The 24,092-nt window shown below is 71.0% G+C and carries 27 protein-coding genes and 1 pseudogene; 10 read left to right on the top strand and 18 right to left on the bottom strand.

The annotated features are described in order from the left end of the window. A partial coding sequence (locus ADK55_RS33025; RefSeq protein WP_053684236.1) for an ABC transporter substrate-binding protein occupies positions 1 to 819 on the top strand: 819 nt, incomplete at its 5' end. Positions 820 to 1,071: 252 nt separating this feature from the next. Here ADK55_RS33025 and ADK55_RS33020 read toward each other — a convergent pair. The 3 genes from ADK55_RS33020 to ADK55_RS33005 form a co-directional block, all read right to left on the bottom strand. Then, positions 1,072 to 1,938 (bottom strand): hypothetical protein, encoded by an 867-nt coding sequence (locus ADK55_RS33020; protein ID WP_063839679.1) that lies wholly within the window; start codon positions 1,936 to 1,938, stop codon positions 1,072 to 1,074. After that, a complete protein-coding gene (locus tag ADK55_RS33010) occupies positions 1,935 to 2,291 on the bottom strand; it encodes a PadR family transcriptional regulator (protein WP_386958674.1) in 357 nt (118 codons plus the stop codon). Before ADK55_RS33010 ends, ADK55_RS33020 begins: the two co-directional genes overlap by 4 nt. A 570-nt stretch (positions 2,292 to 2,861) precedes the next feature. Then, positions 2,862 to 3,260, bottom strand: a complete 399-nt coding sequence (locus ADK55_RS33005) for a hypothetical protein (RefSeq protein WP_159041629.1) — start codon at positions 3,258 to 3,260, stop codon at positions 2,862 to 2,864. 320 nt (positions 3,261 to 3,580) lie between these two features. On the opposite strand from ADK55_RS33005, the gene ADK55_RS33000 reads away from it, so the two are divergent. The 3 genes from ADK55_RS33000 (at position 3,581) to ADK55_RS32990 (ending at position 5,405) form a co-directional block, all read left to right on the top strand. Beyond that, positions 3,581 to 4,531 carry a MerR family transcriptional regulator gene (locus ADK55_RS33000; RefSeq protein WP_053684230.1) on the top strand — a complete coding sequence of 317 codons (951 nt, stop codon included), beginning with the start codon at positions 3,581 to 3,583 and terminating at the stop codon, positions 4,529 to 4,531. Positions 4,532 to 4,535: 4 nt separating this feature from the next. After that, positions 4,536 to 4,892 (top strand): hypothetical protein, encoded by a 357-nt coding sequence (locus ADK55_RS32995; protein ID WP_053684228.1) that lies wholly within the window; start codon positions 4,536 to 4,538, stop codon positions 4,890 to 4,892. Positions 4,893 to 5,075: 183 nt separating this feature from the next. Further along, a complete protein-coding gene (locus tag ADK55_RS32990; protein WP_053684222.1) occupies positions 5,076 to 5,405 on the top strand; it encodes a hypothetical protein in 330 nt (109 codons plus the stop codon). A 94-nt stretch (positions 5,406 to 5,499) separates the two neighbouring features. Here the strand turns inward: ADK55_RS32990 and ADK55_RS32985 are convergent, their stop codons facing one another. Then, positions 5,500 to 5,925 (bottom strand): DUF3592 domain-containing protein, encoded by a 426-nt coding sequence (locus ADK55_RS32985; protein ID WP_053684220.1) that lies wholly within the window; start codon positions 5,923 to 5,925, stop codon positions 5,500 to 5,502. 273 nt (positions 5,926 to 6,198) lie between these two features. Continuing rightward, positions 6,199 to 6,429, bottom strand: coding sequence for a hypothetical protein (locus ADK55_RS38940; protein ID WP_159041628.1), 231 nt, complete (start codon positions 6,427 to 6,429; stop codon positions 6,199 to 6,201). A gap of 302 nt (positions 6,430 to 6,731) precedes the next feature. On the opposite strand from ADK55_RS38940, the gene ADK55_RS32980 reads away from it, so the two are divergent. Continuing rightward, positions 6,732 to 7,133 carry a PPOX class F420-dependent oxidoreductase gene (locus ADK55_RS32980; protein WP_053684218.1) on the top strand — a complete coding sequence of 134 codons (402 nt, stop codon included), beginning with the start codon at positions 6,732 to 6,734 and terminating at the stop codon, positions 7,131 to 7,133. Positions 7,134 to 7,245: 112 nt separating this feature from the next. Further along, positions 7,246 to 7,635 carry a hypothetical protein gene (locus ADK55_RS32975; protein ID WP_053684216.1) on the top strand — a complete coding sequence of 130 codons (390 nt, stop codon included), beginning with the start codon at positions 7,246 to 7,248 and terminating at the stop codon, positions 7,633 to 7,635. A gap of 407 nt (positions 7,636 to 8,042) precedes the next feature. On the opposite strand, the gene ADK55_RS32970 is transcribed toward ADK55_RS32975, so the two are convergent. Genes ADK55_RS32970 through ADK55_RS32955 form a run of 4 tightly spaced genes read right to left on the bottom strand, consistent with a single transcriptional unit; the run spans position 8,043 to position 11,225 of the window. After that, positions 8,043 to 8,798 carry a glycosyltransferase gene (locus ADK55_RS32970; RefSeq protein WP_053684248.1) on the bottom strand — a complete coding sequence of 252 codons (756 nt, stop codon included), beginning with the start codon at positions 8,796 to 8,798 and terminating at the stop codon, positions 8,043 to 8,045. A 38-nt stretch (positions 8,799 to 8,836) separates the two neighbouring features. Beyond that, positions 8,837 to 9,424 (bottom strand): class I SAM-dependent methyltransferase, encoded by a 588-nt coding sequence (locus tag ADK55_RS32965; protein ID WP_053684246.1) that lies wholly within the window; start codon positions 9,422 to 9,424, stop codon positions 8,837 to 8,839. 35 nt (positions 9,425 to 9,459) lie between these two features. Then, positions 9,460 to 10,230, bottom strand: a complete 771-nt coding sequence (locus ADK55_RS32960; protein WP_053684213.1) for a PIG-L deacetylase family protein — start codon at positions 10,228 to 10,230, stop codon at positions 9,460 to 9,462. Further along, positions 10,227 to 11,225, bottom strand: a complete 999-nt coding sequence (locus tag ADK55_RS32955) for an acyl-CoA dehydrogenase (RefSeq protein WP_107089380.1) — start codon at positions 11,223 to 11,225, stop codon at positions 10,227 to 10,229. Before ADK55_RS32955 ends, ADK55_RS32960 begins: the two co-directional genes overlap by 4 nt. Positions 11,226 to 11,705: 480 nt before the next feature. Here ADK55_RS32955 and ADK55_RS32950 point away from each other — a divergent pair, with 480 nt between their 5' ends. Continuing rightward, positions 11,706 to 13,982 carry a catalase gene (locus ADK55_RS32950; RefSeq protein WP_053684211.1) on the top strand — a complete coding sequence of 759 codons (2,277 nt, stop codon included), beginning with the start codon at positions 11,706 to 11,708 and terminating at the stop codon, positions 13,980 to 13,982. Positions 13,983 to 13,991: 9 nt separating this feature from the next. Here the strand turns inward: ADK55_RS32950 and ADK55_RS32945 are convergent, their stop codons facing one another. The 5 genes and pseudogenes from ADK55_RS32945 to ADK55_RS32925 form a co-directional block, all read right to left on the bottom strand. Then, entirely contained in the window at positions 13,992 to 14,795 is an 804-nt protein-coding gene (locus ADK55_RS32945; RefSeq protein WP_234350355.1) for a DUF5984 family protein, read from the bottom strand. 164 nt (positions 14,796 to 14,959) lie between these two features. Next, the gene (locus ADK55_RS32940) at positions 14,960 to 15,703 is read right to left on the bottom strand and encodes a carbonic anhydrase (RefSeq protein WP_234350354.1); all 744 of its coding nucleotides are present in this window, start codon (positions 15,701 to 15,703) and stop codon (positions 14,960 to 14,962) included. A gap of 137 nt (positions 15,704 to 15,840) precedes the next feature. Next, positions 15,841 to 16,008: pseudogene (locus ADK55_RS37175) on the bottom strand (LysR family transcriptional regulator); the annotation flags it as partial. A 315-nt stretch (positions 16,009 to 16,323) separates the two neighbouring features. Next, complete coding sequence (locus ADK55_RS32930) at positions 16,324 to 16,677, bottom strand: VOC family protein (protein WP_053684207.1); 354 nt, start codon at positions 16,675 to 16,677, stop codon at positions 16,324 to 16,326. Between the two features lie 135 nt (positions 16,678 to 16,812). Further along, on the bottom strand, positions 16,813 to 18,273 hold the full coding sequence (locus tag ADK55_RS32925) for an MFS transporter (RefSeq protein ID WP_053684205.1): 1,461 nt from the start codon (positions 18,271 to 18,273) through the stop codon (positions 16,813 to 16,815). Positions 18,274 to 18,557: 284 nt separating this feature from the next. Between ADK55_RS32925 and ADK55_RS32920 the strand changes: the two genes are divergently transcribed. Next, positions 18,558 to 19,175 (top strand): TetR/AcrR family transcriptional regulator, encoded by a 618-nt coding sequence (locus ADK55_RS32920; protein WP_053684203.1) that lies wholly within the window; start codon positions 18,558 to 18,560, stop codon positions 19,173 to 19,175. A gap of 52 nt (positions 19,176 to 19,227) precedes the next feature. On the opposite strand, the gene ADK55_RS32915 is transcribed toward ADK55_RS32920, so the two are convergent. Continuing rightward, on the bottom strand, positions 19,228 to 19,821 hold the full coding sequence (locus ADK55_RS32915; RefSeq protein WP_107089378.1) for a DUF1062 domain-containing protein: 594 nt from the start codon (positions 19,819 to 19,821) through the stop codon (positions 19,228 to 19,230). A 435-nt stretch (positions 19,822 to 20,256) separates the two neighbouring features. Here ADK55_RS32915 and ADK55_RS40595 point away from each other — a divergent pair, with 435 nt between their 5' ends. Continuing rightward, positions 20,257 to 20,385 (top strand): hypothetical protein, encoded by a 129-nt coding sequence (locus ADK55_RS40595; RefSeq protein WP_267887373.1) that lies wholly within the window; start codon positions 20,257 to 20,259, stop codon positions 20,383 to 20,385. An 88-nt stretch (positions 20,386 to 20,473) separates the two neighbouring features. Here the strand turns inward: ADK55_RS40595 and ADK55_RS32910 are convergent, their stop codons facing one another. Together ADK55_RS32910 and ADK55_RS32905 are read right to left on the bottom strand one after the other, a co-directional pair. Then, positions 20,474 to 21,082 carry an HdeD family acid-resistance protein gene (locus ADK55_RS32910; protein WP_053684200.1) on the bottom strand — a complete coding sequence of 203 codons (609 nt, stop codon included), beginning with the start codon at positions 21,080 to 21,082 and terminating at the stop codon, positions 20,474 to 20,476. A gap of 214 nt (positions 21,083 to 21,296) precedes the next feature. Then, positions 21,297 to 22,298, bottom strand: coding sequence for a helix-turn-helix transcriptional regulator (locus ADK55_RS32905; RefSeq protein ID WP_053684199.1), 1,002 nt, complete (start codon positions 22,296 to 22,298; stop codon positions 21,297 to 21,299). Between the two features lie 92 nt (positions 22,299 to 22,390). On the opposite strand from ADK55_RS32905, the gene ADK55_RS32900 reads away from it, so the two are divergent. Then, positions 22,391 to 22,789 carry a VOC family protein gene (locus ADK55_RS32900; RefSeq protein ID WP_053684197.1) on the top strand — a complete coding sequence of 133 codons (399 nt, stop codon included), beginning with the start codon at positions 22,391 to 22,393 and terminating at the stop codon, positions 22,787 to 22,789. A gap of 129 nt (positions 22,790 to 22,918) precedes the next feature. On the opposite strand, the gene ADK55_RS32895 is transcribed toward ADK55_RS32900, so the two are convergent. Further along, entirely contained in the window at positions 22,919 to 23,944 is a 1,026-nt protein-coding gene (locus tag ADK55_RS32895) for a hypothetical protein (protein ID WP_053684195.1), read from the bottom strand. Positions 23,945 to 24,092 lie beyond the last annotated feature (148 nt).

Here is a 24,092-nt window from a genome sequence, read left to right as displayed (position 1 = left end):
CGCGCCGCTGCCGCCAGAGCCGACGCACTCGGCGTACCGTTCCTCTGCTCGTCAGCGGTACTCGACGCGCTCACCGAACGGCCGACGGAATGGGTCGCGCGCCTCGCCCCGGCGCAGTCGCACGGTTGGAGGGTCTACGCCGATTTCCTCCTCGAAACGGGCCACCGCCGCGTCGCCGTGGCAACCCAGCCGAGTGCCTACTGGGCATCCGGCGCCCGCATTCTGCGGGACTGCCTCGCGCCACGCGGCGGCACCGTCCTCGAACTCGACATGAACGCGCTCACCCCCGCGGCGCTGTGCGACGCACTCGTCGACCAGCGCGCGACAGCCCTCCTTCTTCTGGTGGGTCACCCGGAGCCCGCGGTGTCGATCGTCAAGGCCGTCCGCCACGACCAGCGCCTCGACGAGGTTCTGATCGGCGCTCCGGCCGGACAACCGGAGTTCGCCGAGTGGGCGAAACTGCTGGGCGACGACAGTGTCGCGATCCCCTTCCTGCGCTACCTGCCCAAACACCTCGGGCCACTCGGAGCACGAGTCGAGGCGGCCCTGCGCGAGCAACTGGCCGAGGCGCCCTCCTTCGTCGCCTTCGAGGGCTACGACTCGATCGTCGTCCTCGCCGACGTACTGCGTTCTCACGGCACGGAGCGGGCGCGCATCGCCGAATCCTGGCCGAGCGTCGTGGTCGAAGGCACTCGCGGGCAGATCAGGTTCTCCCGGACGCCAGGCGTCGGTGTGTGGCAATGGGCTTGGGCGCCGGTGCGAGTCGTTGATCGAGACACGGCGGCACCGGACCGCTTTCGGACCCTTCACTCGGGCTGAGATGACCGGCCCGGGCCGCGGTCCGGGCCTGTCCGAACTCGCGGCTGCGCACGTGGCGTCCAGTCCGTCTGTCCACCGGCCTGGGGCGCCCTACTGGCTCTCTGCTTCGCAACGGCGGTTCGCCCGCATGGTCGGACGGTCACGGAGCGGTACGGCCGTCCGCTCGGACGGTCACGCGGCGGTACGGGCCGTCCCGGCAGGGACGACCCGCGCTCGGCCGAAGGCACATCATCCCGCCCACCCGCACGCACGTCACATCGAGGGTGTGGCCGATCCGCGACGTCGGTTGCGCACGCCCACCACCGCGGCGAGCGGCAGGGCGAGGACGAGGGGCAGGAGCAGCGCGTCCAGAGCCCCCACGATGATGCCGACGGCCGCGAACGGCAGGCTCGCCAGGAGAACCGCGGGAGCCGTACGCAGCCGGGTGAACGCCTGCCGACCGGCCAACAGCAGTCCGGCGAGGGACGGCAGGAGAGTGGGCAGCGTGTTCAGCGGATGCGGCAGCGACCACAGGGCGGGCGCCACGGTCAGTACCGCCGCCCCGGCCAGCGCGGCGACCACCCCGGCCTTCGAGGCGCGCGGACGGGGCATGGGGCGCAGGTCCGGCGGGCAGAGCACCGCCACCAGGGCCGACAGGAACGCCGGCCCGCTGAAGAACACCGCGAACTCGAGCCCCAGGCCCGGCCGGAGGGCCTGGACGGCGAAACTCGCGGTGAGGCCCGCCAACGCGGTCCAGGTTCCCACCGCCCAGCGGCCGGTCAAGGCCAGAACCACACCCACGAGGGCAGCCACGCCGCCCGCCCCCGTAAGGAGGACGGAGCCGATGTCATCCATCCGGTCTGTGATGCGGAGGGCGGAGATCGTCAGCCTGGTCAGGAACATCGTGTACACGCCGACCGCGATGACGGCGAACGGCGCCACGGCCGCGAGGAGCCGTCCGGTACGTCCCGCCGAGCCGAGCCCGAGCCGCATGCGCAGGGCGTGGGAGGCGATGTCGGCGGCCTCGCGCATCCGCGCCGTCCTGCTCGCCCCGTCGGTGGCCTCGCGGTGGGCATCGGCTATCTCGTCGCCGAACTCCCGGCGGTAGGAGGCCGGGTAGAGCTTCAACAGATTGGTCATGCCGTGACCGCCTTGCCGAGGCCGCCGAGGTTCAGACGCCGGGTCGCCTCCTGGGCGTTCCGCGCGATGCGAGCCGCCTCTGCCGCCAGGACCTCGCGTCCACGCGGAGCCAGCGTGTAGCTGCGCCGCCTGCGGCCCTCGACCACCTCGTCCTCGTGGACGGCGATGAGGTCCTGTTCGAGGAGCCGCTCCAGGGCCCCGTACAACGTTCCGGTACGCATCTTCGTTCGGCCTTCCGAGATCTTCTCGATCTCTTGGACGATCGCGTATCCGTGCCGTGGGGCATCGGCGATCGCCGTGAGGATGAGGAGGGTCGGCTCGCGCAGAGGTTGTTCGTTCACAAGGATCACCATAGATCGCGTACCGGCATATGTCGATGGCCGACCTATGCTGCCCGCGCTCCGTCCCATCCGCGTCCCCACCCGGAGTCCCCACATGGAGTCCCCACTCCGGTGTCGGTCACCGGTCGCGGTCGTGATTCCCTCCAGACCGGGGAAGGATGCGGCCGTTCCATCCGCTCCGCCTGACGCCTGTGGACGGTACGGATCAGAACAGGGTCTCCTGCCCCGGGACGGTGTCCGGCTCGGGCTGGTGCTGCCTGTCGAGGAGTGTGAGCAGCTCGGAAGCCGGGGCGCGGACGCCCCGACCACCGCCCCGATCACCGTCCCGGCCACCGGGCATCGACGTGCTCGTGCCTGCCGGAGGGCGGATCGCAGGGCTTGCCTCATGCGGCAGGCCGCTTCCTGTTCGAGCCGCGGCGCTCTGATCGATCGCGGCCTCACCGAGTGATGCGTGGGAGTTCGACATGGCTGAACCCTGCCCGCCCGCTGGTCATCTGATGCGGCCGGCCGGTGCGGGCGGGAGGGTTGCGGGTGCGGCGGGGGCACCGGAGTGCCAGTGGCTCCGACCCGGCCGGGCGGCGATCAGAAGGGATCGATCGACACTTGACCGGTGGAGGCCGCGCACACCTCCCAACGGCCCCCGGAACGACGCAGGTCCAGCACCACCGCGACCGGGTCGCCGTCGCCCTGGGTGAGGTCCACGTTGACCGAGGCATCGTCGGCGCTCGCGGTGGAGGACACGATGTGGTGCTCGAACGTCTTCGCGAGGGAATGCAGGACGGCCGCAGGATCGCCCGTGCCGTCCGGACAGAGGCCTTCCGGAGCGGTGGCCGGTGCGTGATCTCCGTTTCCCACCGCGTCGAGGTACTCGTCCACCGCCCGGTGCAACGGGCTCGACCCCACGACACCGGTCCCCGTGAACACCACCGCCATGACGATCCCGGCCACGAGCAGTGGCAGCCCCGCCGCGAGTGCCACCATCAGCACTCCCCTCCTCCTGCCTTCCCGCACAACCCCGCCCCTCCGCCAACCGCCAGGGCCAGGGCCCCGGTTCGACACATCGCCGATGTAGAGAAGGGACGCAGCACTTCCGGCGGCCGTTCCACGATCCGCGCCCGGCGGTTCGTGGGTGGGCCGGTGCAAGCCGCCGGATCGGCCGCGCATCCGCCTGCGCCGAGCCCCGTCGTCCGGGGTCCGTAGCCCCGTCGACCCCTCGACCCGTAGTCCTGTGGTCCTGTGGTCCCGAAGGTTGCCATGGCCCCGGTTGACTCTCCCGTGGGGGGAGACAGCAAGCTGAGGGCATGGACAGCGACACGCTCTATTCCATCGGAGAGCTATCCCGCCGAACCGGTCTGACGGTGAAGACCATCCGGTTCTATTCCGACAAGGGCATCGTCCCGCCGGCCGACCGCAGCCCGGCGGGTTACCGCCTCTACGGCCTCGACGCACTCGCACGCCTGGAACTGGCCCGCACGCTGCGCGATCTCGGGCTCGACCTGGCGACCGTGCGCAAGGTACTGGACCGGGAAGCCTCCATACCGGAGGTCACGGAAGCGCACGCCACCGCCTTGGACGTGCGGATCCGCACTCTGCGCCTACGCCGGGCAGTACTCCGTGCGGTCGCCCGACACGCCCCCACCACCATGGAGATGGACCTCTTGCGCCAACTCGCCACGCTCTCCCGGGCCGAACAACGGCGCCTCGTATCCGACTTCATCGACGGTGTCTTCGAAGACCACGACATCAATCCCGAGTTCGTGGCCCTGATGCGGTCCGCCGTGCCCGAGTTGCCCGACGATCCCACACCCGAACAGGTCGAGGCCTGGGTGGAACTCGTCGGACTCTGCCAGAACGCAGACTTCCGTGACACGCTGCGCCGCATGGCCGAGGACCAGGCGGTGGAGCCCTCCCCGCAGGACATCGGCGCTCTGCACTCCACTCTCAACCGGGTGATGGGTGAACGAATCGACGAGGCCGTGTCCGCCGGCCTCCTGCCGGCCTCCGCCAAGGGTGAGGCCCTTTCCGATTCACTGGGCAACCTCTACGCGCACGCATTCGAGCGTGCCGGCGAAAGCGATCTGCGCCGCTGGCTCCTCGCCCGCCTGCGGACAACCACCGACCCACACGCCGAGCGCTACTGGCAGCTCCTGGCGACGATCAACGGGTGGCCCGCATCACCGGCGCTCGCTCCCGTCCACTCCTGGTTCACCACCGCCTTCGCCACGGGCGATGTCGCCATCACGAAGGGCTGACGCGATGAAGACGCGCGATCTCGCTTTCGGCCTGTACGCGGACGAGCAGGGGCTGGCATGGGTCAGCGGGCTCGTCGAGGACGCGGTGGGTTCCCGGAGCGCCCGGATCATCGGTCGGACCGTCGCCGATTCGTTTCCCGGCAGCGAGCTGTCGACCGCCGACATGTACGACCACCTGGCGGAGCAGTGGGCCGCGGAACATCCCGCTCAGGGCGGCGGCTCCCGACAACTGATCGAACTGCGCGTCCACTTGGCGTGTTCCCTCCGGACGTGGCGGGCGCTCCGCAAGGCGGTGATCAACGGCTTGTGTCCGGAGGGAACGGCCCCCCACACCTGCCGTGTGCCGTGGATGGCTGTCTGAGGGGCACCCGGCCACCCTTCCGCCCGGACACCCGCCACCCGACCGACCTCCGACCGGCCGGAATTCGAGACCGACGGCTCCGCGGAATCGATACTTCGGACACAGCCGTCCCGCCTCCCCGGAACGGCTGCGGCTCGGGCCACCCCCGGGGCATGCTCGCAACCCACACAGAGGAGGTACAGCGTGGAGAACCGACTCAGGCGCCGACTGGGCGGGCTCGCCGTGGCGGGCGTCCTGTTGGCCGGCGCGGGCGCGATGCAGGCGCCCGCATCGGCGGCCGGACTCTCGTACGTCTGGCAGAACGACGCCAACGGCTGGGTGGCCATCTACAGCGCGCCCAACACCGGCACCACCCCGCACCACTGGTCGAAGAGCGGCACCAAGTTCGCCATGAACTGCTGGCTGGACAATCAGGGCCAGCGCTGGTTCTGGGGCCAGATCTACGACACGGGCAGTTGGAAGTACGTCCGCGCCTCCCAGGTCCGCGACCAGATCTCCGTACGAGCCTGCTGACCCGCCCGTCCCCGCCTCACCCCGGCCACGGCGGGGGCGAGGCGGGTTCGCGTCGTACGACCCAGGACGCGGCAGTCGGAGGAGGACGCGGCCGTCAGAAGGTGAGCAGACCGATGAGCAACGCCACCAACGTGCCGACGGTGAAGAGCGATCCCAAGACGGTGAACAACAGGTCGACCGTCGCCACGTCCCAGCCTTGGATCTCGAACCGGCGAGGATCGTGCGGATCGTAGCGGACCACGACATGGGCCCCCACGCCGAAGGGTCTCGCGATGGAACCGCGGCCGAACCTGGATGCGTGCTCGCACGCGCGACCGTCCTCGGTGGTCCAAGCCGCGACCGGGTAGTGGAACTTGGCGCCTTCGTCGCTTCGCTGGACGTCGTGGCGGACGATCCGCCCCTGCACGGTGACGCCCGTACGGCGGAGCGCACGGGCACGGCGCAGTCCGTACACGCCGAAGCCGAGGAAGGTCACGCCGATCGTCAGGGGGATGAGCGAGAAGAGCCATTCGCGTTGCATGTGAGGTGTGACGCGTGCGTGAGGGTGTCGGTTGCGGATGCGCGGGGACGGTCACCCCGACACCGTGCCGGGGACCATGGCCGACCGACACGTGCCGGGCGAGTCACCGACCGGCCACGAGCCGGGAACGACCGCTCCGAGGGAACTCACCGTCAGTCTGAGGACCTCGCCTGCGCCATCATGACGACCGACCTCGCCGCCAACTGGTACACGACCCACTGTCCCTCGACGCTTGCCACTGATCAGATTCCGATACCGGACCTCACGAGCTCGTCAGTCCGGGGGCTCTACGGAGGCACCCTCCGTGGGGCCGCCGCTCTCGGGAGCGTCGGCAGGGCGCTCGGCTCCCGGCCCTTCACCCTTCTTCTCGCGCCGCGTGCTGACGGCGCCCTCCAGATCAGGAGCCCGGGGCCCGGTCGGAGGCAGGTTGGGGGTCAGGCTCTCCTTCCCGTGTTCCGGGACGGGAGCAGGCAGTTCGGGGTCCTGGCCGTTACGTTGCTTCATGCCGTCCGCCTACCCACAGAGCCACCTCTGACGCGGTACCTGTCCCGTCCTTCGGGCACGTCGAGTTATCCGAGCCGATGTCACCGGACCCGACCACACGCACGGTCACACACAGCGCTCCGACTCATACACGGAGCTACATTCACTGCCTCGGCCGCGCGGCCCCGGGGTCCATCGGGCCTGCCGACTCAGCCAACCGGATGACGTGTCCCTGCCCGGGGAAACGGGAGCCACGGCCGGGGAGCCTGCATGGCTACGGTGGCTCCAGCCGACCACTGCGACCATGCCCCTGGAGATCCTCCGTGCCCGTACCCCTCGGCGAGGACGTGGTGGCGCTGCTGCGTCGCCCCAGCACTTGCTACATCGCGACGACGATGCCCGACGGCTCGCCCCAGCTCACGCAGACGTGGGTCGACACCGATGGCGAGCACGTCCTGATCAACAGCGTCGAGTCACATCAGAAGACCCGGAACATCGCACGTGACCCGCGGGTGGCCGTCGCGGTCGCCGACCCCGCGCAGCCCGCTTCCTACGTCCAGATCCGCGGCCGTGTGGTGCGCGTGACCACCGAGGGGGCGGTCGCGCACATCGAGGCCCTCGCTCAGAAGTACCTCGGCGGCCCCTACCCCTGGTACGGCGGCACCGACCAGGTCCGCGTGATCTACGTGATCCGACCGGACCGCATCAGCTCCCCCACCGCCTGACTCCGGAAGGCGCCTTCCGTGGGATCCGGTGGGATCCGTGGGTGGTGGGAGAATGGCATGACCAGGGCGCGTGTTTCTGGCGTCCTTCCCTATCAGGACAGCAGGTCAGGTCATGGCCAAGCAGCCGAAGCCGTCCCAGCCCACGCACGGTGAGGGGCCCAGCCGGTTCGAGGGAACCAAGCAGCACGGCTGGTCCCCGGATGTGGACGAGACCAAGCAGCAGGACAACCCGAGCGCTCATCGTTCGTTCCACCCGGACAAGTACGCTCCCGCCAAGGGCCCCGGCCGAACCGTTTCGAAGGAAGAGGCCGGCAACCCCCACGGCAAGCCCTCCAGAAGTCAGGGCCGCCGAGGCGAGGAGCAGAAGAAGGGTGCGGGTGAGGCGGGAATGCACGACCGTGGCCCGCAGGGCCGCTCCCAGCGCCCCAGCGGAACCAAGGACGCCTCCGCCACCACCGGCGTCGACCCCCAGGACCCGCCCGGCCCGCGCAGCGCCGGATAGCGACAAGCTCACCCTGGACGTACCCCGGAGGGGTCTCCCCGGGCGGCGCTCCCTCCGGATCGGCATGGTCGGAGAAGCCTCATGACTGACATCGAGCACGGATCCGGCGACAGCGGGCGGCGGGCACCGCGGCTGCAGAACCACGGCGGCACCGTGGACGATCACGGACGCGAGCCGGGTTCACCTTCAAGAACGGGAACGGGATCGTCCTCCCCGCCGGCCGACCCCGAGAGGGCGCGCCGCGCCAATTCGAGGAACTCCCGGGACGAGGACGGCGATCGGTAGCGTTGCCGATGCTCCCGCACGCCCGGACGGACGATACCCCTCCACCCCACGTCCGAGGCGGCGAGGCGGCGAGGCGGCGAGGCGGCGAGGCGGCGAGGCGGCGAGGCGGCGAGGCGGCGGAGTCAACCCGCGGTCGGCTGGTGTCCCTCCAGGTGGTGAGAGCCCAAGGCGGCCAGGTCGTCGGCGAAGCCGCCGCGGGCGCGGCCTCGGACTCGTGCCGAAGTGAGGACCGGGCAGGCAGCCGTGGTCAGGACGCGGTGCCCGGCGCGGTTCAGGGCGTCGACCAGCGCGTGGTCCTCGCCTACCCCGAGCGGGGGGAAGCCGCCGACGGAGAGGTACGCGTGCGCGGTGACACCGAGGTTCGCTCCGTGCACGTGCGGGTGGTACCACTCCCCGTCCGACGGTCGGGTCGCCTCGTACCGGGTCCGGAGGCGGTCTGCCAGGGGTGACCTGGGCGGGAGCATCACCGTGCCCACGACCGCCTCCCAGCCCTCGCGGGCGCGGGCGAGCTGGTGGGCCAGCCAGTCCGCGGGCACTTCACTGTCGGCGTCGGTGGTGGCGATCCACGCGTGTGATGCCGACGGGCCGAGTTCCCGCAGGGCTCGGCGGACACCGACGGCGCGCGCCTGGCCGGGGTTGCGGAAGCTGCCGGTGACGACGGTGGCACCGGCTTCGCGAGCGAGGGACGCGGTGTTGTCGCGACAGTGGTCCGCGACGACCACGGTGAGGACCCTCAGGCGGCGGAGAGCCGGGTGCAGGGTGGCGGTGCGGACGGCGGCGAGCGCGGCCGGCAGGAGGGCCTCCTCGTCATGGGCGGGGACCACGACGGCCAGGGCTTCAAGGACCTCGGTTTCGGGGGCCACGGTTTCGGGGGCCATGGTTTCGAGGTTCACGGTTTCGGGGTTCACGCCAGGCCTCACACCAGGCCTTCCTGCTCGGCGGGTGTCGCCGGTCGGCTGCCGTCCGGGAGGAGGCGGTGGTGGATCTGGAGGACGAAGTCGTCTTCGCGATGGTCGGCCAACAGGCGCAGGCCGGGGGTCCCGTCCAGGCTTCGGGCGATGTCGCTCCCGGTGGAGAGGTGCTCGGGGACGGCGTGGTTCCAGTGGACGGTCACCAGGGTTCCGCCTGGTTCCAGCGCCGCGAGGACGTGGTCCAGCAGGGTCCGTTCCGTCGGCGGGTCGAGGTAGTAGAGCAGCTCGGACAGGACGACCAGGTCGAAGGTTCCCTCAGGCCATTGGGCGGGAACGGTCATCTGCCGGATGTCCACGTGCGGGTGTCCGCCGTTGCGCCGCCTGGCGGTCTCGACGGCCGACGCCACCCGGTCGCAGGCGAGGACCGAGTCGCAGCGGGCTGCCAGGCGGTGGGTCAGTTCCCCGACCGAGCAGGCGGGTTCGAAGGCCCTGCGGTAGCGCTCCTGCGGCAGGGCGGCGACGGTCAGGTCGTACTTGCGGCGCTCGTACCAGCGTTCCGCGAGGTGCCAGGGGTCCTCGGTGTGTCGGTACATGTCGTCGAAGTACGACGCCGGGGTGGGCTGATCGGTCACGTGAAGAACACCTCGATGTCGCGCAGGTGGTGGGCGAGTTCCTCGGGCGGCAGGACGGCCGCGTCGGCCGGGTCCGGCCCCAGGGGTGCGATCTGGCTGACGAAGTGCTGAACGGCTCGTCGCTTGAGTGCCGCTGTCACAGGAGGGAGCCGGACGGCCACGGCTGCCGCCCAGGGCACGCGGGGATCACCCGGTCGGGCCCAGTGCCACATCCATACCGGGTACGTCCAACAGGGCACGGCTACGGCACGGGACGCCTTCACCGCGGCTCGCCCGGCGGCCTCGTGGTCGCCGTGCACGTCGTCCATCCACGGTGCCAGGCACAGTCGCGCACCGTCGAGGAGCGTCTCCAACGCGGCGGCGACCTCTTCCTCGTGGAACGCCAGCCGGGTGTCCGCCACCTTGAGGCGGACCACCCGGGCATCCGGCGCACCCAGGGATGCGAGTGCCCGGCGCAGTTCTTCGGCCCGGATGGCCGCCAGTTGGTCCGGTGTGACGCGTGTGCTGCCGGGGTGGGAACCTTCGCCGTCGGTGACAGTGACCACCGTGAGGGCGAGACCGGCCCGTGCGAGGAGGGAGATGGTGCCGCCGGCTCCCAACACCTCGTCGTCGGGGTGGGCTGCCACGATGACGACCCGGCCCCGCTCGGGCAAGGCCGCCTCGGGCAGGGCGGCGAGGCCGTTCCAGTCGCGCCACTCCCGCTCCGGGGTACCGGGGGCCTGAATCGGATCGGCGGGTGGCACCGGCTCGGGTGGTGCGTCCGTCACCGCTGCCCCGCTCGGGCGACGAGGCCGCCCAGCTCCGCGAGGTTGCGTTCGCCGTGGTGTTGGCGGATGTAGACGGCGAGGTCCGTGGCGTGTCGTGTGTGGGACGGATCGTGGCACAGCGGTTCGGCGCCGGTGGCCCGGCCGACGTGGGTCAGGACATCGGCGCACACCGATTCGACGAAGGCGCGCACGCGCAGGCTTCGCCGCCGGGCCGTGCGCTCGGCGTCGGCGGGATCGCCGTCGATCTCGGCCGCTGCCTGGGCCAGGACGGCCCCGGCGGCGTGCAGGCGCATGTCGACGGCCCCCAGATGGGCGTCCGTGAGCGGATCCGGGCCGCGCTGGGCCGCCGTACGGGTGAGGAGGTCCGCGACGGCCCGGGCGCCGCCGTACCAGCAGGCCGCGACCCCGATGCCGCCGTGCTGGAAGCCGGGCCGGTCCACGTAGGCTTCCACGCCGCCGACCGGTACCGCGGGCACGTTCTCGAACGCGACGTCGGCGCTGTCGCTGGCCGCCATGCCCAGCGCCCGCCACGTACCCTCCAGCGTCCGGCACCCGCCTTCTCGCGCGCCCGGCCCCTCCCCCATGGCCGCGGTGGTGACGGCGAAGAGGCGGCGGCCGTCGTCCGCCGTGGCCGTCACCAGGGCGTGTGTGCAGCTGTGCGCTCCCGAGCAGTACCGCTTGAGCCCGTTCAGCACCCAGCCGCGGTCGCCCCGGGATGCGGTGAGTCCCTGTCCTCGGGGTTCGGCGGCCCACACGCCCCAGCGCTCCTGCGGCCCCACGGCCGGCCCCCCGAGCTCCGCGAGGATCGCCACGGCGTCAGCGTGTCCCTCCACCAGCCGGGCCAGGGAAAGATCGCGTTCCGCCACCGAGGCCAACGACCGGAACCGGTCGGCCGTCCGGCCCGCTCCCGGAAGCGGAAGGTCCAGCTCGCCTGCCGCGATGTCGGCGACGCAGGCCGCGAAGTCCGCCGCGCTCTCTCCGCGGATCTCCTCCATCCAGGCCTCCCGGCCCGGGCCGTGGGTGGCTCGTGCGCTCGAACGGGCTCCGTATGCGGTGCCTTGCATCTGCGGTGCTCCTTACCCCGGGGCGTCGGGCGCCGGGCGGACCGCCCAGGTCGGCCCTGCACGCGCCTTGCTGCGGATGCCCGTGCTCGGCCGCACGATGCGCGTCGGACCGCGGCGTGGGACGAAGCCGGCCCCGGGACGATCGACGACGTCTCCCATCTTGAACAGCGGGCGAGCGGCACGCATCACGGCGGCACGCATCACGGCGCGGCAGTCGCCGGCCGTGCGGCCCCGCCCCACGAGCCGGAGGAAACCGGCGGGGACGGGACCCCCTCGGGCGATGGGGACGGGCGGACGGGCGTATCCGAGATGCCGGAATCCGGTGGAGGGGAAAGGGTTGCACGGGGACCAGGAGTCCAGGACCCGTCGGCACCTGCGTCCGGGGCGTGAGGCAAGAGGAGAGAACACGGCATGGCTCAGAAGAAGACCACGAAGGCCGCTGCGAAGAAGCCCGCGGCGACCAAGGGCGCGTCCGGCACGCGGGCACGGCGCAGCGGCATTCCCGGAAAGCCGGCGCCACAGCCGCCGTCGGCCACCGAGCCGACCAGGCCGCATGAGCCCCTGCCTCCGAAACCCGACCAGGACGGCCCGGACACCCTCAGCCCCACCGGGCAGCCGACCGGCGTGCCCCAGGCCGTGGTGGCGCAGGGCGGCGCCTACCTGACGACCGCGCAGGGCGCCCGGCTGTACGACAGCGACCACTCCCTGAAGGCGGGTGCGCGGGGTCCGGTCCTGCTGCAGGACCACCACCTGCGGGAGAAGATCACCCACTTCGACCACGAGCGGATCCCCGAGCGAGTGGTGCACGCCCGGGGCGCCGCGGCCCACGGCGTCTTCCAGGGCTACGGCACCGCGTCGAAGGTCACCAAGGCGGCGTTCCTGGCGAAGGGCGTCGAGACGCCCGTGTTCGTACGGTTCTCCACCGTCCTGGGGTCGCGGGGCTCCGCGGACACGGTGCGGGACACGCGTGGATTCGCGACGAAGTTCTACACCGGCGAGGGAACCTTCGATCTGGTGGGCAACAACATCCCGGTCTTCTTCATCCAGGACGCCATCAAGTTCCCCGACGTCATCCATGCCGGGAAGCCGCATCCCGACCGGGAGATCCCGCAGGCGCAGAGCGCCCACGACACGTTCTGGGACTTCGTGTCCCTGCACACCGAGGCGACGCATCACACCATCTGGAACATGTCCGACCGGGCCATCCCGCGGTCGTTCCGGATGATGGAGGGCTTCGGCGTCCACACGTTCCGCCTGGTCAACACCAAGGGCGCCACGACGTTGGTGAAGTTCCATTGGAAGCCGAAGCTGGGCGTCCATTCCCTCGTCTGGGAAGAAGCGCAGATCACCAACGGGATGGATCCGGACTTCCACCGCCGGGACCTGGCCGACGCGATCGAGGCGGGCGCGCTCCCCCAGTGGGAGCTGGGCATCCAGGCCTTCCCCGACACCCCGGACCAGACCTTCGAAGGGATCGACCTGCTCGACCCCACCAAGATCGTGCCGGAGGAGCTCGCTCCCGTGCGGCCCGTCGGGTTGATGACGTTGAACGCCAACCCGACCAACTACTTCGCCGAGACCGAACAGGTCGCGTTCCACCCCGGCCACCTGGTTCCCGGGATCGACGTCACCGACGACCCGCTGCTCGCCGGACGGCTCTTCTCCTACCTCGACACGCAGATCAGTCGGCTCGGCGGACCGAACTTCGGGCAGATCCCGATCAACCGGCCACACGCCCCCGTCAACGACATGCTCCGCGACGGCATGCACCAGACCGCCGTCCACGCGGGCGTCGCCCCGTACCGGCCCAACAGCCTCGACGGAGGCTGCCCCTTCCTGGCCGGAGCCGACACGGGCGCCTTCATCGAAACGCCCGTCACCGTCCCCGAGGCGAGCAAGGTCCGTGAGGCACCCGCCTCGTTCGCCGACCACTTCAGCCAGCCGCGGCTCTTCTGGCTGAGCATGACGCCGACCGAACGCGAGCACATCATCGCCGCCTACACCTTCGAGCTGAGCAAGTGTCACGAGCAGGTGATCAAGGAACGCGTCCTGGGTGTCCTGGCCAACATCGACCCGCAGCTCTGCGAAGAGGTCGCCGCCGGGCTCGGACTCCCCGCGCCGAAGGCCACGGAGCCCCTGACCGATCCCCACCCGAGCCCGGCCCTGTCGCAGATCGGCCGGGAATGGCCGCTCGACGGCCGGGTCATCGGCATCATCGCGGACTCCGGAAGCGACCTCGCGGGGGTGAGGACCGTACGGGATGCCGTACATTCCGCCGGAATGGTGCCCCTCGTGATCGCCCCCACCGGCGGCACCCTGGGCACGAAGAAGAACCCGGTCACGGTGCAGCGCACCTTCGCCACCGCCCGCTCCGTCGAGTTCGACGCCCTGCTGTTCGCTGGAGTGCCCCAGGCGGCCGCCGACGCCCACGGCGCCCGGGACGCCAAGGCCGGTACACCACGCCCGGCCGGCGCCGACCCCCGGGTCCTGATGCTGCTGACCGAGGCGTACCGCCACGGCAAGGCAATCGGCGGTTGGAAGGGCGCCTCCCGAATCCTCGACGCCGTCGGAATCGAGACGGACGAGCCGGGCATCGCCTTCCACGACACCCCCTCGGCCACCTTGAAGCAGCTCAAGCGGGCCATGACGCGGCACCGGGCCTGGGACAGGTTCCCCGTCGCCGACTGAACCCGGCCCCTACCCCGCGTCATCCTGCGTCCGGGTCCCGGCGGCAAGGAGCATGCGCGCACCGGTCCGTACGGCGTCCCAGTCGGTGCCCGGCTCGCGATCCCTCGCGCGCCGCAGCCAGGTCGCCCGGTCCCGGTGCTCGCGACGCAACTGCTCCACGTCGCCTCGCACACCGGGCGGTGGTCCGGACTTCTCCAGTTCGCCGATGCGTTCGTCCATGGCGGCCAGCAGCGCCCGGTCCAGTTCGGCCACCGCGCCGAGAAACTCGCTCGTCGGCAGGGTCACCCGACCCGTCTGCGGGCCGGCGAACTCGATGACGCCCTCCGGGTCCGCCCGGTGCTCCCAGCCGACGGTCACGGTGTCCTCCTCACCGACGACGGTGCGCCAGAGGCGGATGGTCGGGGCGACGCGCAGGTAGTCGGTGTACAGGTAGCCCTCGCCGTGCCAGGTCAGTGCGGCGTCGGCTTCCGGCGTATCGATCCACGTCCAGTTCGGCGAGATGGCGGCCGCGACGTCCACCAGGTCGTGGGGCACCGGTTCCATCGCCCCCGACACGAGCGCGATCACGTCCTCCCACAGGCGGACGACGAAGTGGTCCACGTACGGGTGCGCTCGGTCGCCGTCCCGGTCGTATCGGAGTTCGCGGACGGTGCGTTCGGAGTAGCGCAGCACCTCATGGCCGTCGATGTCGACGCAGTACCAGCCGGCGGTCAGTCCGAACCAGTGCAGTTTGGGCTCGGCACCCCACGGCTTGACCTCCTCCAAGGGAGTCAGTCCGAAGCGGAAGCGAATCGCGGAATCGGTGTGGATCACCTGTCCAGTGTCCCAGTGCGACCCCCTCGCCGGTGCTGCGGCCTCCCCCGGTGCACTCGCCATCGGTGCGCTCGCCATCGGTGCACTCGCCATCGGGGGGAGAGCGGAGCGGGTGAACGAGGCCTGGGGCGCTCGTCTCCGAGGGGAGCGCGTGGTGGGCGGGGTCAGTGGGTCTGGTGGACCGTCTGACTGTTGAGTTCGTAGCGGGCCCCGATCACGGCCAGTTCACCCGAGGCGACTTTCGCCGCGAGGGTGGGCTCGGCGGCGACGCGGGAGCGGACCAGTCGCACGTTCGCCGTGATGGTCGCGTCCACGCGCGCCGCTCCCCGCGGGCCGCGGTCGATCGCCGGACGGATCTGGTCGACCAGGTACTGCATGTGGCCGGCGAGGCTCTCGCCGGCCTCGGCCGCGTGAATGGCGGCGGTGACGGCCCCGCACGACTGGTGCCCCAGCACGACGACGAGCGGAATGGCCAGCTCCAGGACCCCGTAGGTGATGCTGGCCAGGACAGCCTCGTCGAGGACGGAGCCTGCCGAACGGACGGTCAGCAGGTCGCCGAGGCCCTGGTCGAAGACCAGCTCCGGCGGAACGCGGGAGTCGACGCAGCCCAGGACCACGGCGAAGGGATGTTGTCCGGTCACCAGCGTCTGTCGCACGGCCCGCGTCCGGTCGGGGTGACTCTCGTGGAGCGTGCGCCAGCGGACGTTGCCCGCCATGAGTTCCCGCAACGCCGACCGCGGGGTCGCGGGCCGCATCCGCGCCGCGCCGGACTGGGCGGGGGTAGAGGCCGTGGTGGAATCAGGGGCGGCCCCGACGGTCCCGGCCGCCACAGCCACCGCTCCTGTCAACGCCGCGCGGACGATCTCGCGCCGGTCCGGACTTCCGTTCGACTCCTCGATTCCAGCCACATCGGAGAACGGTAGGAGTGCCACTGCCTGCGCGCGGGTGCGGCACGAGGGCCGGATCGCTCTTGAAGAAGACTTGATCAACCAGCGGACGCCGGCCGGTTGCGGCCGAGCGTGGTGACGGTATCGCCGTCGCGGACTCAGTGGCGGTACACGGCCAAGGCGATGTCGATGAACGAGCGGATCAACGGGTTGGGGTCGTCGTCGTTCCATACCGCGACCACTCGGCTCGGCGCCATGTCGACCAGCGGAACCACGGTCAGATTGTCGGGCAGGTCGTGTCCGAGCGGGGCCAGGCCGACCGTACCACCGGGCCCTCGCACCTGTTCGCGGGCGAACAGACCCGCGAGCATGGTGACCTCGAAATCGCCGTCCCGGCCGCCCGGTTCCCCGAGATCCGGGCGCGGTTCCCCGAGTTCGCCTTCGACGTGGTGGCCTCGGACCGCGCTTGGGAGCTCACGCCGGAGGTGTCGGAGCTCACTCATCAGACCTGGCTGCGCGATCCGTCGACCGGCGACCACCTGGTGGACGTGTTCCGCGAGCCGCACGAGGGCCCGACCTGGATCTGTCGGGCCGGAGGGCGGGCGGTCCATCAGCACGTCACCGCCTGTGTGAAGGCGCGATCAGACGGGCTGCCACAACTCGATCCGATTGCCCTCGGGGTCGGTGACCCAGCCGAATCGACCGACCCCTTCCATGTCCTGCAACTCCGCGGCCACGTCCGCTCCCTTGGCGCGCAACTGCGCGAGCATCGCGTCCAGGTCGCGGACCCGGAAGTTGAGCATGCTCTGCTGCGTGCGGGAGCCGAAGTACTCGGTCCCGGACTCGAACGTCGCGAACACCGTCGGCCCGAGGGCCTGTTGCCAGACCCCGTTCGCATCGGCGTCCAGGCCCAGACAATCGCGGTACCACGAGTTCAGGGCCGCCGGGTCCGCGGCCCGCAGGAAATATCCACCGATTCCAAGCACACGTTCCATGCCGCCATCCTGCCAGGACACGACCGGGCGGGCAGGCACCACCGCACCGTCACCCGCCCGCCCCCACCCCGCCCTGAGGCACGGGCCGGTGTTGGCCGCGGCCCGTGCCCGGGCGGGTCCGGAAGGCCGGGGCGGCTACGTGGCGGCGGGTGCGTGGGCGACCTCCACCGCGGGTCCCGCCGCGTCCCGCCGCGTCATTGGTTCCGGGCGGGCGGCGGGAATCAGGGCGGCGACGGCCGCGGAGACCAGGGCGAGGCCGCCGCCCAGCAGCAGACCGGTACGGAACCCGCCCTCGGAGGTGAACGTGTGGCCGCCGACCGTGGTGGTCATCTGCGCCAGGACGACACCGACGACGGCGGCGCCGACCGAGGTGCCCAGGGAACGCATGAGCGTGTTGAAGCCGTTGGCGGCGCCGGTCTCCGCGAGGGGCACGGCGCCCATGATCAGGGCGGGCATGGCTCCGTAGGCGAGGGCGACACCACTGTTCATGATCATCGCGGCGCACATCAGGCCGGGGGCCGTGCCGGACAGCAGCAGCGCGGCGCCGTAACCCGCGGCCAGGACGAGCGCCCCGCAGACGAGGGTGACCTTCGGACCCCGGGCGTTGGTCAGCCTGCCCCCGAGGGGTGAGACGACCATCATCATCAGGCCGCCGGGCAGCATCCACAGGCCGGCCGCCAGCATCGACTGGCCCAGGCCGTAGCCGGTGGCCTCGGGGAACTGGAGCAACTGCGGGACGACCAGCATGCTCGCGTACATGCCGAAGCCGATGAAGACCGACGCGAGGTTGGTCAGCAGGACACGCGGGCGGATGGTGGTGCGCAGGTCGACCAGTGGGTCGGTGGTCCGCCATTCGAACCAGCCCCAGGCTGCCAGGACCGTGACGGCGGTGACGATCAGGCCGAGGGTGGTGGTCGAGCCCCAGCCCCAGTCGGCGCCCTTGGAGACGGCGAGCAGCAGGCACACGAGGCCGACGGCCAGGCCCGACGCGCCGACGAAGTCGAAGCGTTGTCCCTTGGCGCCGGCGGGGACGTCCGGCACGAAGGCCACGATCATCACGGAGACGGCGGCGGCGAGCGCGGCGGCTCCCCAGAACAGGAAGCGCCAGTCGGCGTACTGCGCGACGGCCGCGGAGACAGGAAGCCCGATGCCGCCGCCGATTCCCATGGAGGCGCTCACCAGGGCGATGGAGGAGCTGAGCTTCTCGGCGGGAACGACGTCGCGGAGCAGGGCGATGCCCAGGGGGATCATGCCCATGCCGACGCCTTGCAGTCCGCGGCCCACGATCATCGGGACGACGCTGCTCGACAGCGCGCACACCACGGATCCGGCGATCAGCGGTATCGAGCACGCCAGGAGCATGCGGCGCTTGCCGATCATGTCGCCCAGGCGTCCGCTGATGGGGACGCAGACGCCCGCGACGAGGAGGGTGGCGGTGACGACCCAGGCGGCGTTGGAGGAGGAGGTGTGGAGGATCGTCGACATGTCGGCCAGCAGGGGGGTCACCAGGGTTTGCATGACGGCGGCGGTGACCCCCGCGAGTGCGAGTGTCGCGATCACTTTGCCGGTGCGGGGAGCCGTGGACGGCTGTGGCATGGAGGGTTCCTCGGGAGCGTAGGGCGGATGTCCGACCGGACAGGCGTCGGGACGTGCGTGTCACGGGTGGGGCGTACGCGTGATGCGGCCGCCCGGCGACCGGCACCCGGCGACCGGGGGCGGGTGACGGGTGCGCGGGGAGCGGGTCGCGGATTCGGGTGGCAGGTGGTGGGCGGGCGCGCCCGGCGGGTGCGCGCACCATAATCAGTAGTCAACTATCACTTCAGGGCGCACGGGGTGTCAACTCGAACTGATCGTCGACTATCGGTTGCTATCCTGGTGGAGTGCCGACCGAGACCCCCAAGCCCCTGCGCGCAGACGCGGTGCGGAACATCGAGAAGATCGTGAGGGCGGCACGCGACGTCTACGCGGAGCAGGGGCCCGACGCCGGGCTCGATGAGATCGCCCGGCGGGCCGGCGTGGGGATCGCGACGCTCTTCCGCCGGTTCCCGGACAAGGCGGCCCTCCTGCGCGCGGTGCTGGAACAGCAGTTCACCCAGGACGTCCTCCCCGCCATCGAGCGCGGGCTCGGCGACGAGGACCCGCGCCGGGGCCTGGGTGTCGTCATCGAAGCAGCCCTGACCTCGGCGGCCGACGAGCACCACGTGCTGACCGCGGCGCGCAACGCCGGCATCTTCACCGCGGAGACGAGCGCCCGCTTCTTCGACGCGCTCGACCCGCTGGTGGTACGGGGGCAGCAGGCCGGGGTGATCCGGGAGGACCTCGTACCCGACGACCTGAAGCGGATCATGGGCATGCTCGTCAGCGTGCTGTGGACCATGGACCCGGCCGAGGGTGGCTGGCGGCGCTACGTGACCCTGGTCCTGGACGGCCTGACCCCCGCCGCGGCCAGTCCTCTGCCCAACCCGGCCCCTCCGCTGCTCCGCAGACAGCAGAACTAGGGCCCGTCCCGGCGGATTCGATACCGCCGGGACAGGCCCCTGGCCGGAAGACTCAGCGCTTGAGCGTGAAGGTGAAGTCGCCCGAGAGCCTGCCGCTCAGGCGGACCGTCGACACGAGGTTCCCCTCGGCGAGCAGCCTCTCGACCCCTGCTCGCGAAAGGCCGAAGCCTTCGGCGATCAGTCGATCCGGCCGCACCGGTATCCGCGCACCGAAGCGGACCGAGATCTCGATCGACTCGCCCTGCGGCGGAAGCGGCCAATCCGGCCAATCCGGTCGATCCGACCGGTTCGGCCGGTCCGACGCGCCGCCGTCGAGGCGCCAGGCGTTGTCCCAGTCGAGGGCGATGCGATTGCGTCGCCGTACCACCGGGTCCTGGAGCAGTTCGGCTGCCAGGCCGAGGTCGTTGGCGTGCAGCAGGTTCAAGAACTCGGGTTGTACGGAACGCACGTTCATCCGCTCCAGCACAGTGAGCTTGGTGGTGTCCCCGCAGGCGTTACACAGGGCGAGGAGCCAGGCGTCGAGGAGCTTGTGGTTCGCGTTGACACGGAATTTGCCGTTCGCACGGAAGCGCCCGGAGGCGCACCTGTGGCAACGGCGGAGAATTGTCGGCAGGCAGGTGGGAACGACCACCCAGGTTTCGGACACAGAAGTACACCGGTTCCAGTGAGAAGACCGCAGCGAAAAGGAGCGCGGCGCACAGGTGCGACGCGCGACGGTTCAGCGCTCGGGGGGTCTCACTTGGTGTACAACGGCACATCCTTGACAGGGGGACTGCGGACGCGAGAACGGTAACGACACACGGCAGTACGGCTCCACTGAATTTCGGGGCCGGCTCCGGGCGGGTGGCGGCCGGCCCCTCGCGGCGGGCACCCCTCCCCACCGCTCTTCGAGGACGCGCACCTCAGGCGCGCCGAAGGGCCAATGCGCATCCGGGTCCTGAGGGTCACACCCCACGCCGGCGTCAGCCATCCCCCTGAAAGGACGGGCCGCACGGAAGGCGACAGCAAATCTGTTGACGTGGTCTGCGCGACCGTGAGGAGATCATGCGTCGAACGTCGACAACATCTGGGGGATCAGCCTTTGCACACCTTGGTCGCGGCGCTCGCCGAGGAGAAGCCGCCCGGTCTCTACTTCCAGAACGTGCTCGTCACCTTGGCCGGCGGCCTTCTCTGCTTTCGGGTCGGCTGGACCCAGGTCCGCACCGAATGAGCCCGACCCGGGCCGCCCCGCGCCCGCCGCCGCGCGCCCGCGCACGTCCACTCGGCCGGGCCGCGCGGGGCCACCGTCGACGAGGTGTTCACTCCGAGAGCGGGGGTGTGATCCGGCGGGTGGCGGAGCGGAGCGCGAAGGCCATCACCACTTCGAACACGCCGAGCAGGACGAGCCACAGTCCCAGCAGCCGGGTCAGGGCGACCGCGGAGTCCACCGGGAAGCAGAGCACGACGATTCCCGCGACCGTACCGAGGACGCCCAGGCCGAAGAGCAGACCTCGATGTACGAGGGCGCGGTCGGCGATCGAGACATAGGCCGTGAGCACTCCGGTGAGCAACCAGAAGACTCCGACGATCAGGGACAGTGCGCCGATCGTCTGCATGGGATGCCGCAACACCAGGACGCCGGCAAGGAACGCCAGCATGGCGATGAGGACGGCGGCCAGTCTGCTGCCACCCCGGTCGCCGCTGTGCGAGAAGGCCGTGACGAAACGGAAGCCGCCCGCCACCAGGAGTTGCAGGCCGATGATCACGGCCAGGATGTGCAACGTCTCGTCGGGCCAGACAAGCACCAGGATGCCCGGGATCAGTGTCGCCAGGGCGAAGCCGAGCGCCCAGTGCCATGAGCTTCCGAGCTGCTTGAGGACGTCTTCGGGGTCGTTGTGCGTGTCATACGGTGCCGCGTTGGGGGTCATCTCGCCTCCTGGGACAGCCGAACGGTCCGCGGGACATCTCGAAGCCGCCGGACGTGCCTCGCCTACCCTTATGTCAACTTTAGTCCCATGTGACCCGGCTCGCTGATCCGGGCGGCAAGCACATGGGGCCGAGGTCGCGGGCTCTTGGCCGATCGGCAGAGCGGCCCAGGTGTCGCGGCGCCCGGGCGTCCGTGATGGAGGCCCGGCCGGCCCCTCAGTCGCGCGGAGGTCTCCGTCGGGCCGAATCCGCGAGCCGTTCGGCGAAAGCCTCGACGAGACCGCGGAGTTCAACCGGGCGGTCGATGACGAAGGGGCGATCCAACGAGGCGAGTACGGCGGGCAGCCAGTCGAGCCGGTCCACGCGCAGTTCGACCCGGCACCAGGGGTCGGCATCCGGAGGTGCGCCGTCCGGGGAGGGGAGTTCCGACAGGACCGCGAGGCCGGGGGGCAGTCGGGGATGGATGTCCCCGACCGTCCCCTGGACTCGCAGGGTCACCTCATGTCGGTACGGGGCCGTCGCGAGCCCCGTCAGGACGCGCTTGACCGGGTCGATCGCCGCGGGTGGCTCGAAGGAGCCGGGCAGGATCCGCACATCGGTGATGCGGTCCAGTCTGAACGTCCGGTCCTCGTCCGCCGAGGGGTCCGCCGCCGTCATGTACCACCTGCCCGCATGGGCGACGACTCCGTACGGGTGCAGGGTGCGCTCGCTGCGTCGGCCGTCGGCGGCGGTGTAGCGGATCGAGATCGGTCGGTGGTGGTGCACCGCCTCGGCGATCGGGAGCAGGACCCCCGGGTCCGGCGCGGCCCCCTTGCCGGGCGGGTCCGTGATGGCGAGTGAGCCCAGCACCGCGTCGAGTCTGCGGCGCAACCGTTCGGGCAGCACGCGCCTGATCTTGGCCGAGGCCGTCTCGCTCGCCGTGTCCGTGGCCGCCGTCAGGCCGGACCGCCGACCGGCGACCAGGCCCAGCAGAACGGCGAGCGCCTCGTCGTCGCTCAGCATGAGCGGCGGCAGCCGGTATCCGGGTGCGAGCCGGTAGCCGCCGTAGCGGCCGCGCACCGATTCGACGGGCACGTCGATGTCGACGAGTCGTTGTACGTAGCGCCGCACGGTGCGTTCGTCGACGTCCAATCGATCGGCGAGTTCGGACACGGGCCGGATGCCGCCCGACTGCAGGAGCTCCAGCAGGGTCAGGACGCGGGCGATGGGGCGGGGCATGGGGAAAGTCTCCCGTACATACCGGGCGGGTTCCGCCCGGTATTGGTCGTAGCGTGCGGTCACGAGCACCGACGCACCAAAGGAGAAACCCCATGGACTTCGTCTCCGTCCGCATCATCACGGGCGACGTCGCCCGCCTCGTCGCGTTCTACGAGCGCGCCACCGGCCTGTCGGCGAACTGGGCCAACGAGGACTTCGCCGAGCTCAGGACCGCCTCGGCCGTCCTGGCGATCGGCAGCACCCGCACCGTCCCTCTCTTCGCACCCGGATCCGCCCGCCCCGCCGACAACCACAGCGTCATCCTCGAATTCCTCGTCGACGACGTGGACAGCGTCCACCGGAATCTGAGCGGCTTCGTGGAGGACTTCGTCAACGAGCCCACCACGATGCCCTGGGGGAACCGCGCACTCCTGTTCCGTGACCCGGACGGCAACCTGGTCAACTTCTTCACCCCCGTCACGCCGGCCGCCCGCGAGAAGTTCGCCCGCTGAGGACAACGCGCCCGCCCGAACGGCCGGACCGCCCGGCCTCCCCGTCGGCGAAGGGTCCAAGGGGTCGGGGCCGCCGACACCGGGCACGGGAGAACGGCGCGCGCCTGCGCCCCGGGACGCTTGCGTGGACTACCGACCGGGGGAACCGCCGGGGCGCTTGCGCGACAGACGAGTGGCGAGGATCGCCAGGTCCACGGCGAGCGCTCCGCCGGCCAGGGCGATCTGCCAGACCGGCCCACCGGAGACGACGGCGACCACCAGGTAGCCGGCGAGGATCACCGCGAGTGCCGCTTCCAGGACGGCGTCCCGCTTCCACCACCGCACGCGGGGGGACTCCGCTTCGGACAGGCGCAGCGCGTACAGCTCCACGGGGCCGAACTCCTCCTCGGGAGCCTGTCCGGTGGCGTCGAGGTGGTCGGCGGCCTCCTTCGTCAGCTCGGCGGCACGCGTGGAAGACATCGCGTGGCGCTCCGTGAGCAGTTGCGGCAACCGGCCCAGCCAGGACCGGCGTTCGTCCGTGTTCAGGCCACCGGAGTTCAGGCCGTCCGTACGCGGTGTCATGGGTGCTCCTTCGGGGTTCTCGGTCGATTCGGCCCGTATGGCTGTCCAGAGCAGCACGAGGCCCAGTACGCACAGGAGTGGAGTCGGGAGGTGGCCCAGCAGCCTGTTGGAAAGGGAGGTGAAGGCCACCGCGCCGATCACCGCCGCTGTGGCCACGGCCCCCCAGCCGAGGGCGCGGCGACGCCGGTCTCGGATCGTGGAGGCGACGCCGCCACCGGCCAGGGCGGTGGCGATGAGTGAGGAGCCGGTCAGGGCACCCGGAGTCACGGCCGACATGAGGCCGTTCGTCATCCAGAGACCCGCGCCGACCGTCAGGGCGGCCAAGCCGACCGGGGCGGCGGCCCGGCAGAGTGCCTGGACGGGTGTCAGGTCGTTCCTGACGTGGCGCAGCCGCTCCTCGGGCGCGACCCGCTCGCCGAAGACGGCGGCGGCGTACTCCTCCGGCGTACCGAAGGCGTCCTGGGGGCTCTCACCACTGTCGACGCAGTGCTGCTCGACCTCGGCCAGCACCGCGTCCGCGGTGGCGCTGTCCACCGAATGTGCGGCCAGGGCCAGTCGGGTCCGTGCGTTCCACCGGGTGGCGGCGTCGGTCATGGGTTGTCCTCCACGCTGTGGGACAGGAGTCGGGCCATGGCACCGGAGAACTTCTCCCAGCCGGCCGTCTCCTGCCGCAGTCTGCTCCATCCGGCGTCGGTGAGCCGGTAGACCTTGCGGCCCGGCCCGCCCTCCCCCGGTTCCCACC

This window comes from Streptomyces sp. WM4235, assembly GCF_001279725.1.
GTDB lineage: Bacteria > Actinomycetota > Actinomycetes > Streptomycetales > Streptomycetaceae > Streptomyces.
The sequence above is the reverse complement of the archived record's forward strand: the minus strand, read 5'-3'. Positions and strand labels throughout refer to the sequence as shown.

Coding starts and splice junctions, on each gene's coding strand:
- ADK55_RS33000 (WP_053684230.1), top strand. CDS start 3,581: ATGGACAGCGACACGCTCTATTCCATCGGAGAGCTATCCCGCCGAACC.
- ADK55_RS32910 (WP_053684200.1), bottom strand. CDS start 21,082: ATGACCCCCAACGCGGCACCGTATGACACGCACAACGACCCCGAAGAC.
- ADK55_RS32930 (WP_053684207.1), bottom strand. CDS start 16,677: ATGGAACGTGTGCTTGGAATCGGTGGATATTTCCTGCGGGCCGCGGAC.
- ADK55_RS32995 (WP_053684228.1), top strand. CDS start 4,536: ATGAAGACGCGCGATCTCGCTTTCGGCCTGTACGCGGACGAGCAGGGG.
- ADK55_RS33010 (WP_386958674.1), bottom strand. CDS start 2,291: ATGGTGATCCTTGTGAACGAACAACCTCTGCGCGAGCCGACCCTCCTC.
- ADK55_RS32985 (WP_053684220.1), bottom strand. CDS start 5,925: ATGCAACGCGAATGGCTCTTCTCGCTCATCCCCCTGACGATCGGCGTG.
- ADK55_RS38940 (WP_159041628.1), bottom strand. CDS start 6,429: ATGAAGCAACGTAACGGCCAGGACCCCGAACTGCCTGCTCCCGTCCCG.
- ADK55_RS33020 (WP_063839679.1), bottom strand. CDS start 1,938: ATGACCAATCTGTTGAAGCTCTACCCGGCCTCCTACCGCCGGGAGTTC.
- ADK55_RS32900 (WP_053684197.1), top strand. CDS start 22,391: ATGGACTTCGTCTCCGTCCGCATCATCACGGGCGACGTCGCCCGCCTC.
- ADK55_RS33005 (WP_159041629.1), bottom strand. CDS start 3,260: ATGGTGGCACTCGCGGCGGGGCTGCCACTGCTCGTGGCCGGGATCGTC.
- ADK55_RS32975 (WP_053684216.1), top strand. CDS start 7,246: ATGGCCAAGCAGCCGAAGCCGTCCCAGCCCACGCACGGTGAGGGGCCC.
- ADK55_RS32895 (WP_053684195.1), bottom strand. CDS start 23,944: ATGACCGACGCCGCCACCCGGTGGAACGCACGGACCCGACTGGCCCTG.
- ADK55_RS32955 (WP_107089380.1), bottom strand. CDS start 11,225: ATGGAGGAGATCCGCGGAGAGAGCGCGGCGGACTTCGCGGCCTGCGTC.
- ADK55_RS32905 (WP_053684199.1), bottom strand. CDS start 22,298: ATGCCCCGCCCCATCGCCCGCGTCCTGACCCTGCTGGAGCTCCTGCAG.
- ADK55_RS32970 (WP_053684248.1), bottom strand. CDS start 8,798: ATGGCCCCCGAAACCGTGGCCCCCGAAACCGAGGTCCTTGAAGCCCTG.
- ADK55_RS32965 (WP_053684246.1), bottom strand. CDS start 9,424: ATGTACCGACACACCGAGGACCCCTGGCACCTCGCGGAACGCTGGTAC.
- ADK55_RS32925 (WP_053684205.1), bottom strand. CDS start 18,273: ATGCCACAGCCGTCCACGGCTCCCCGCACCGGCAAAGTGATCGCGACA.
- ADK55_RS32950 (WP_053684211.1), top strand. CDS start 11,706: ATGGCTCAGAAGAAGACCACGAAGGCCGCTGCGAAGAAGCCCGCGGCG.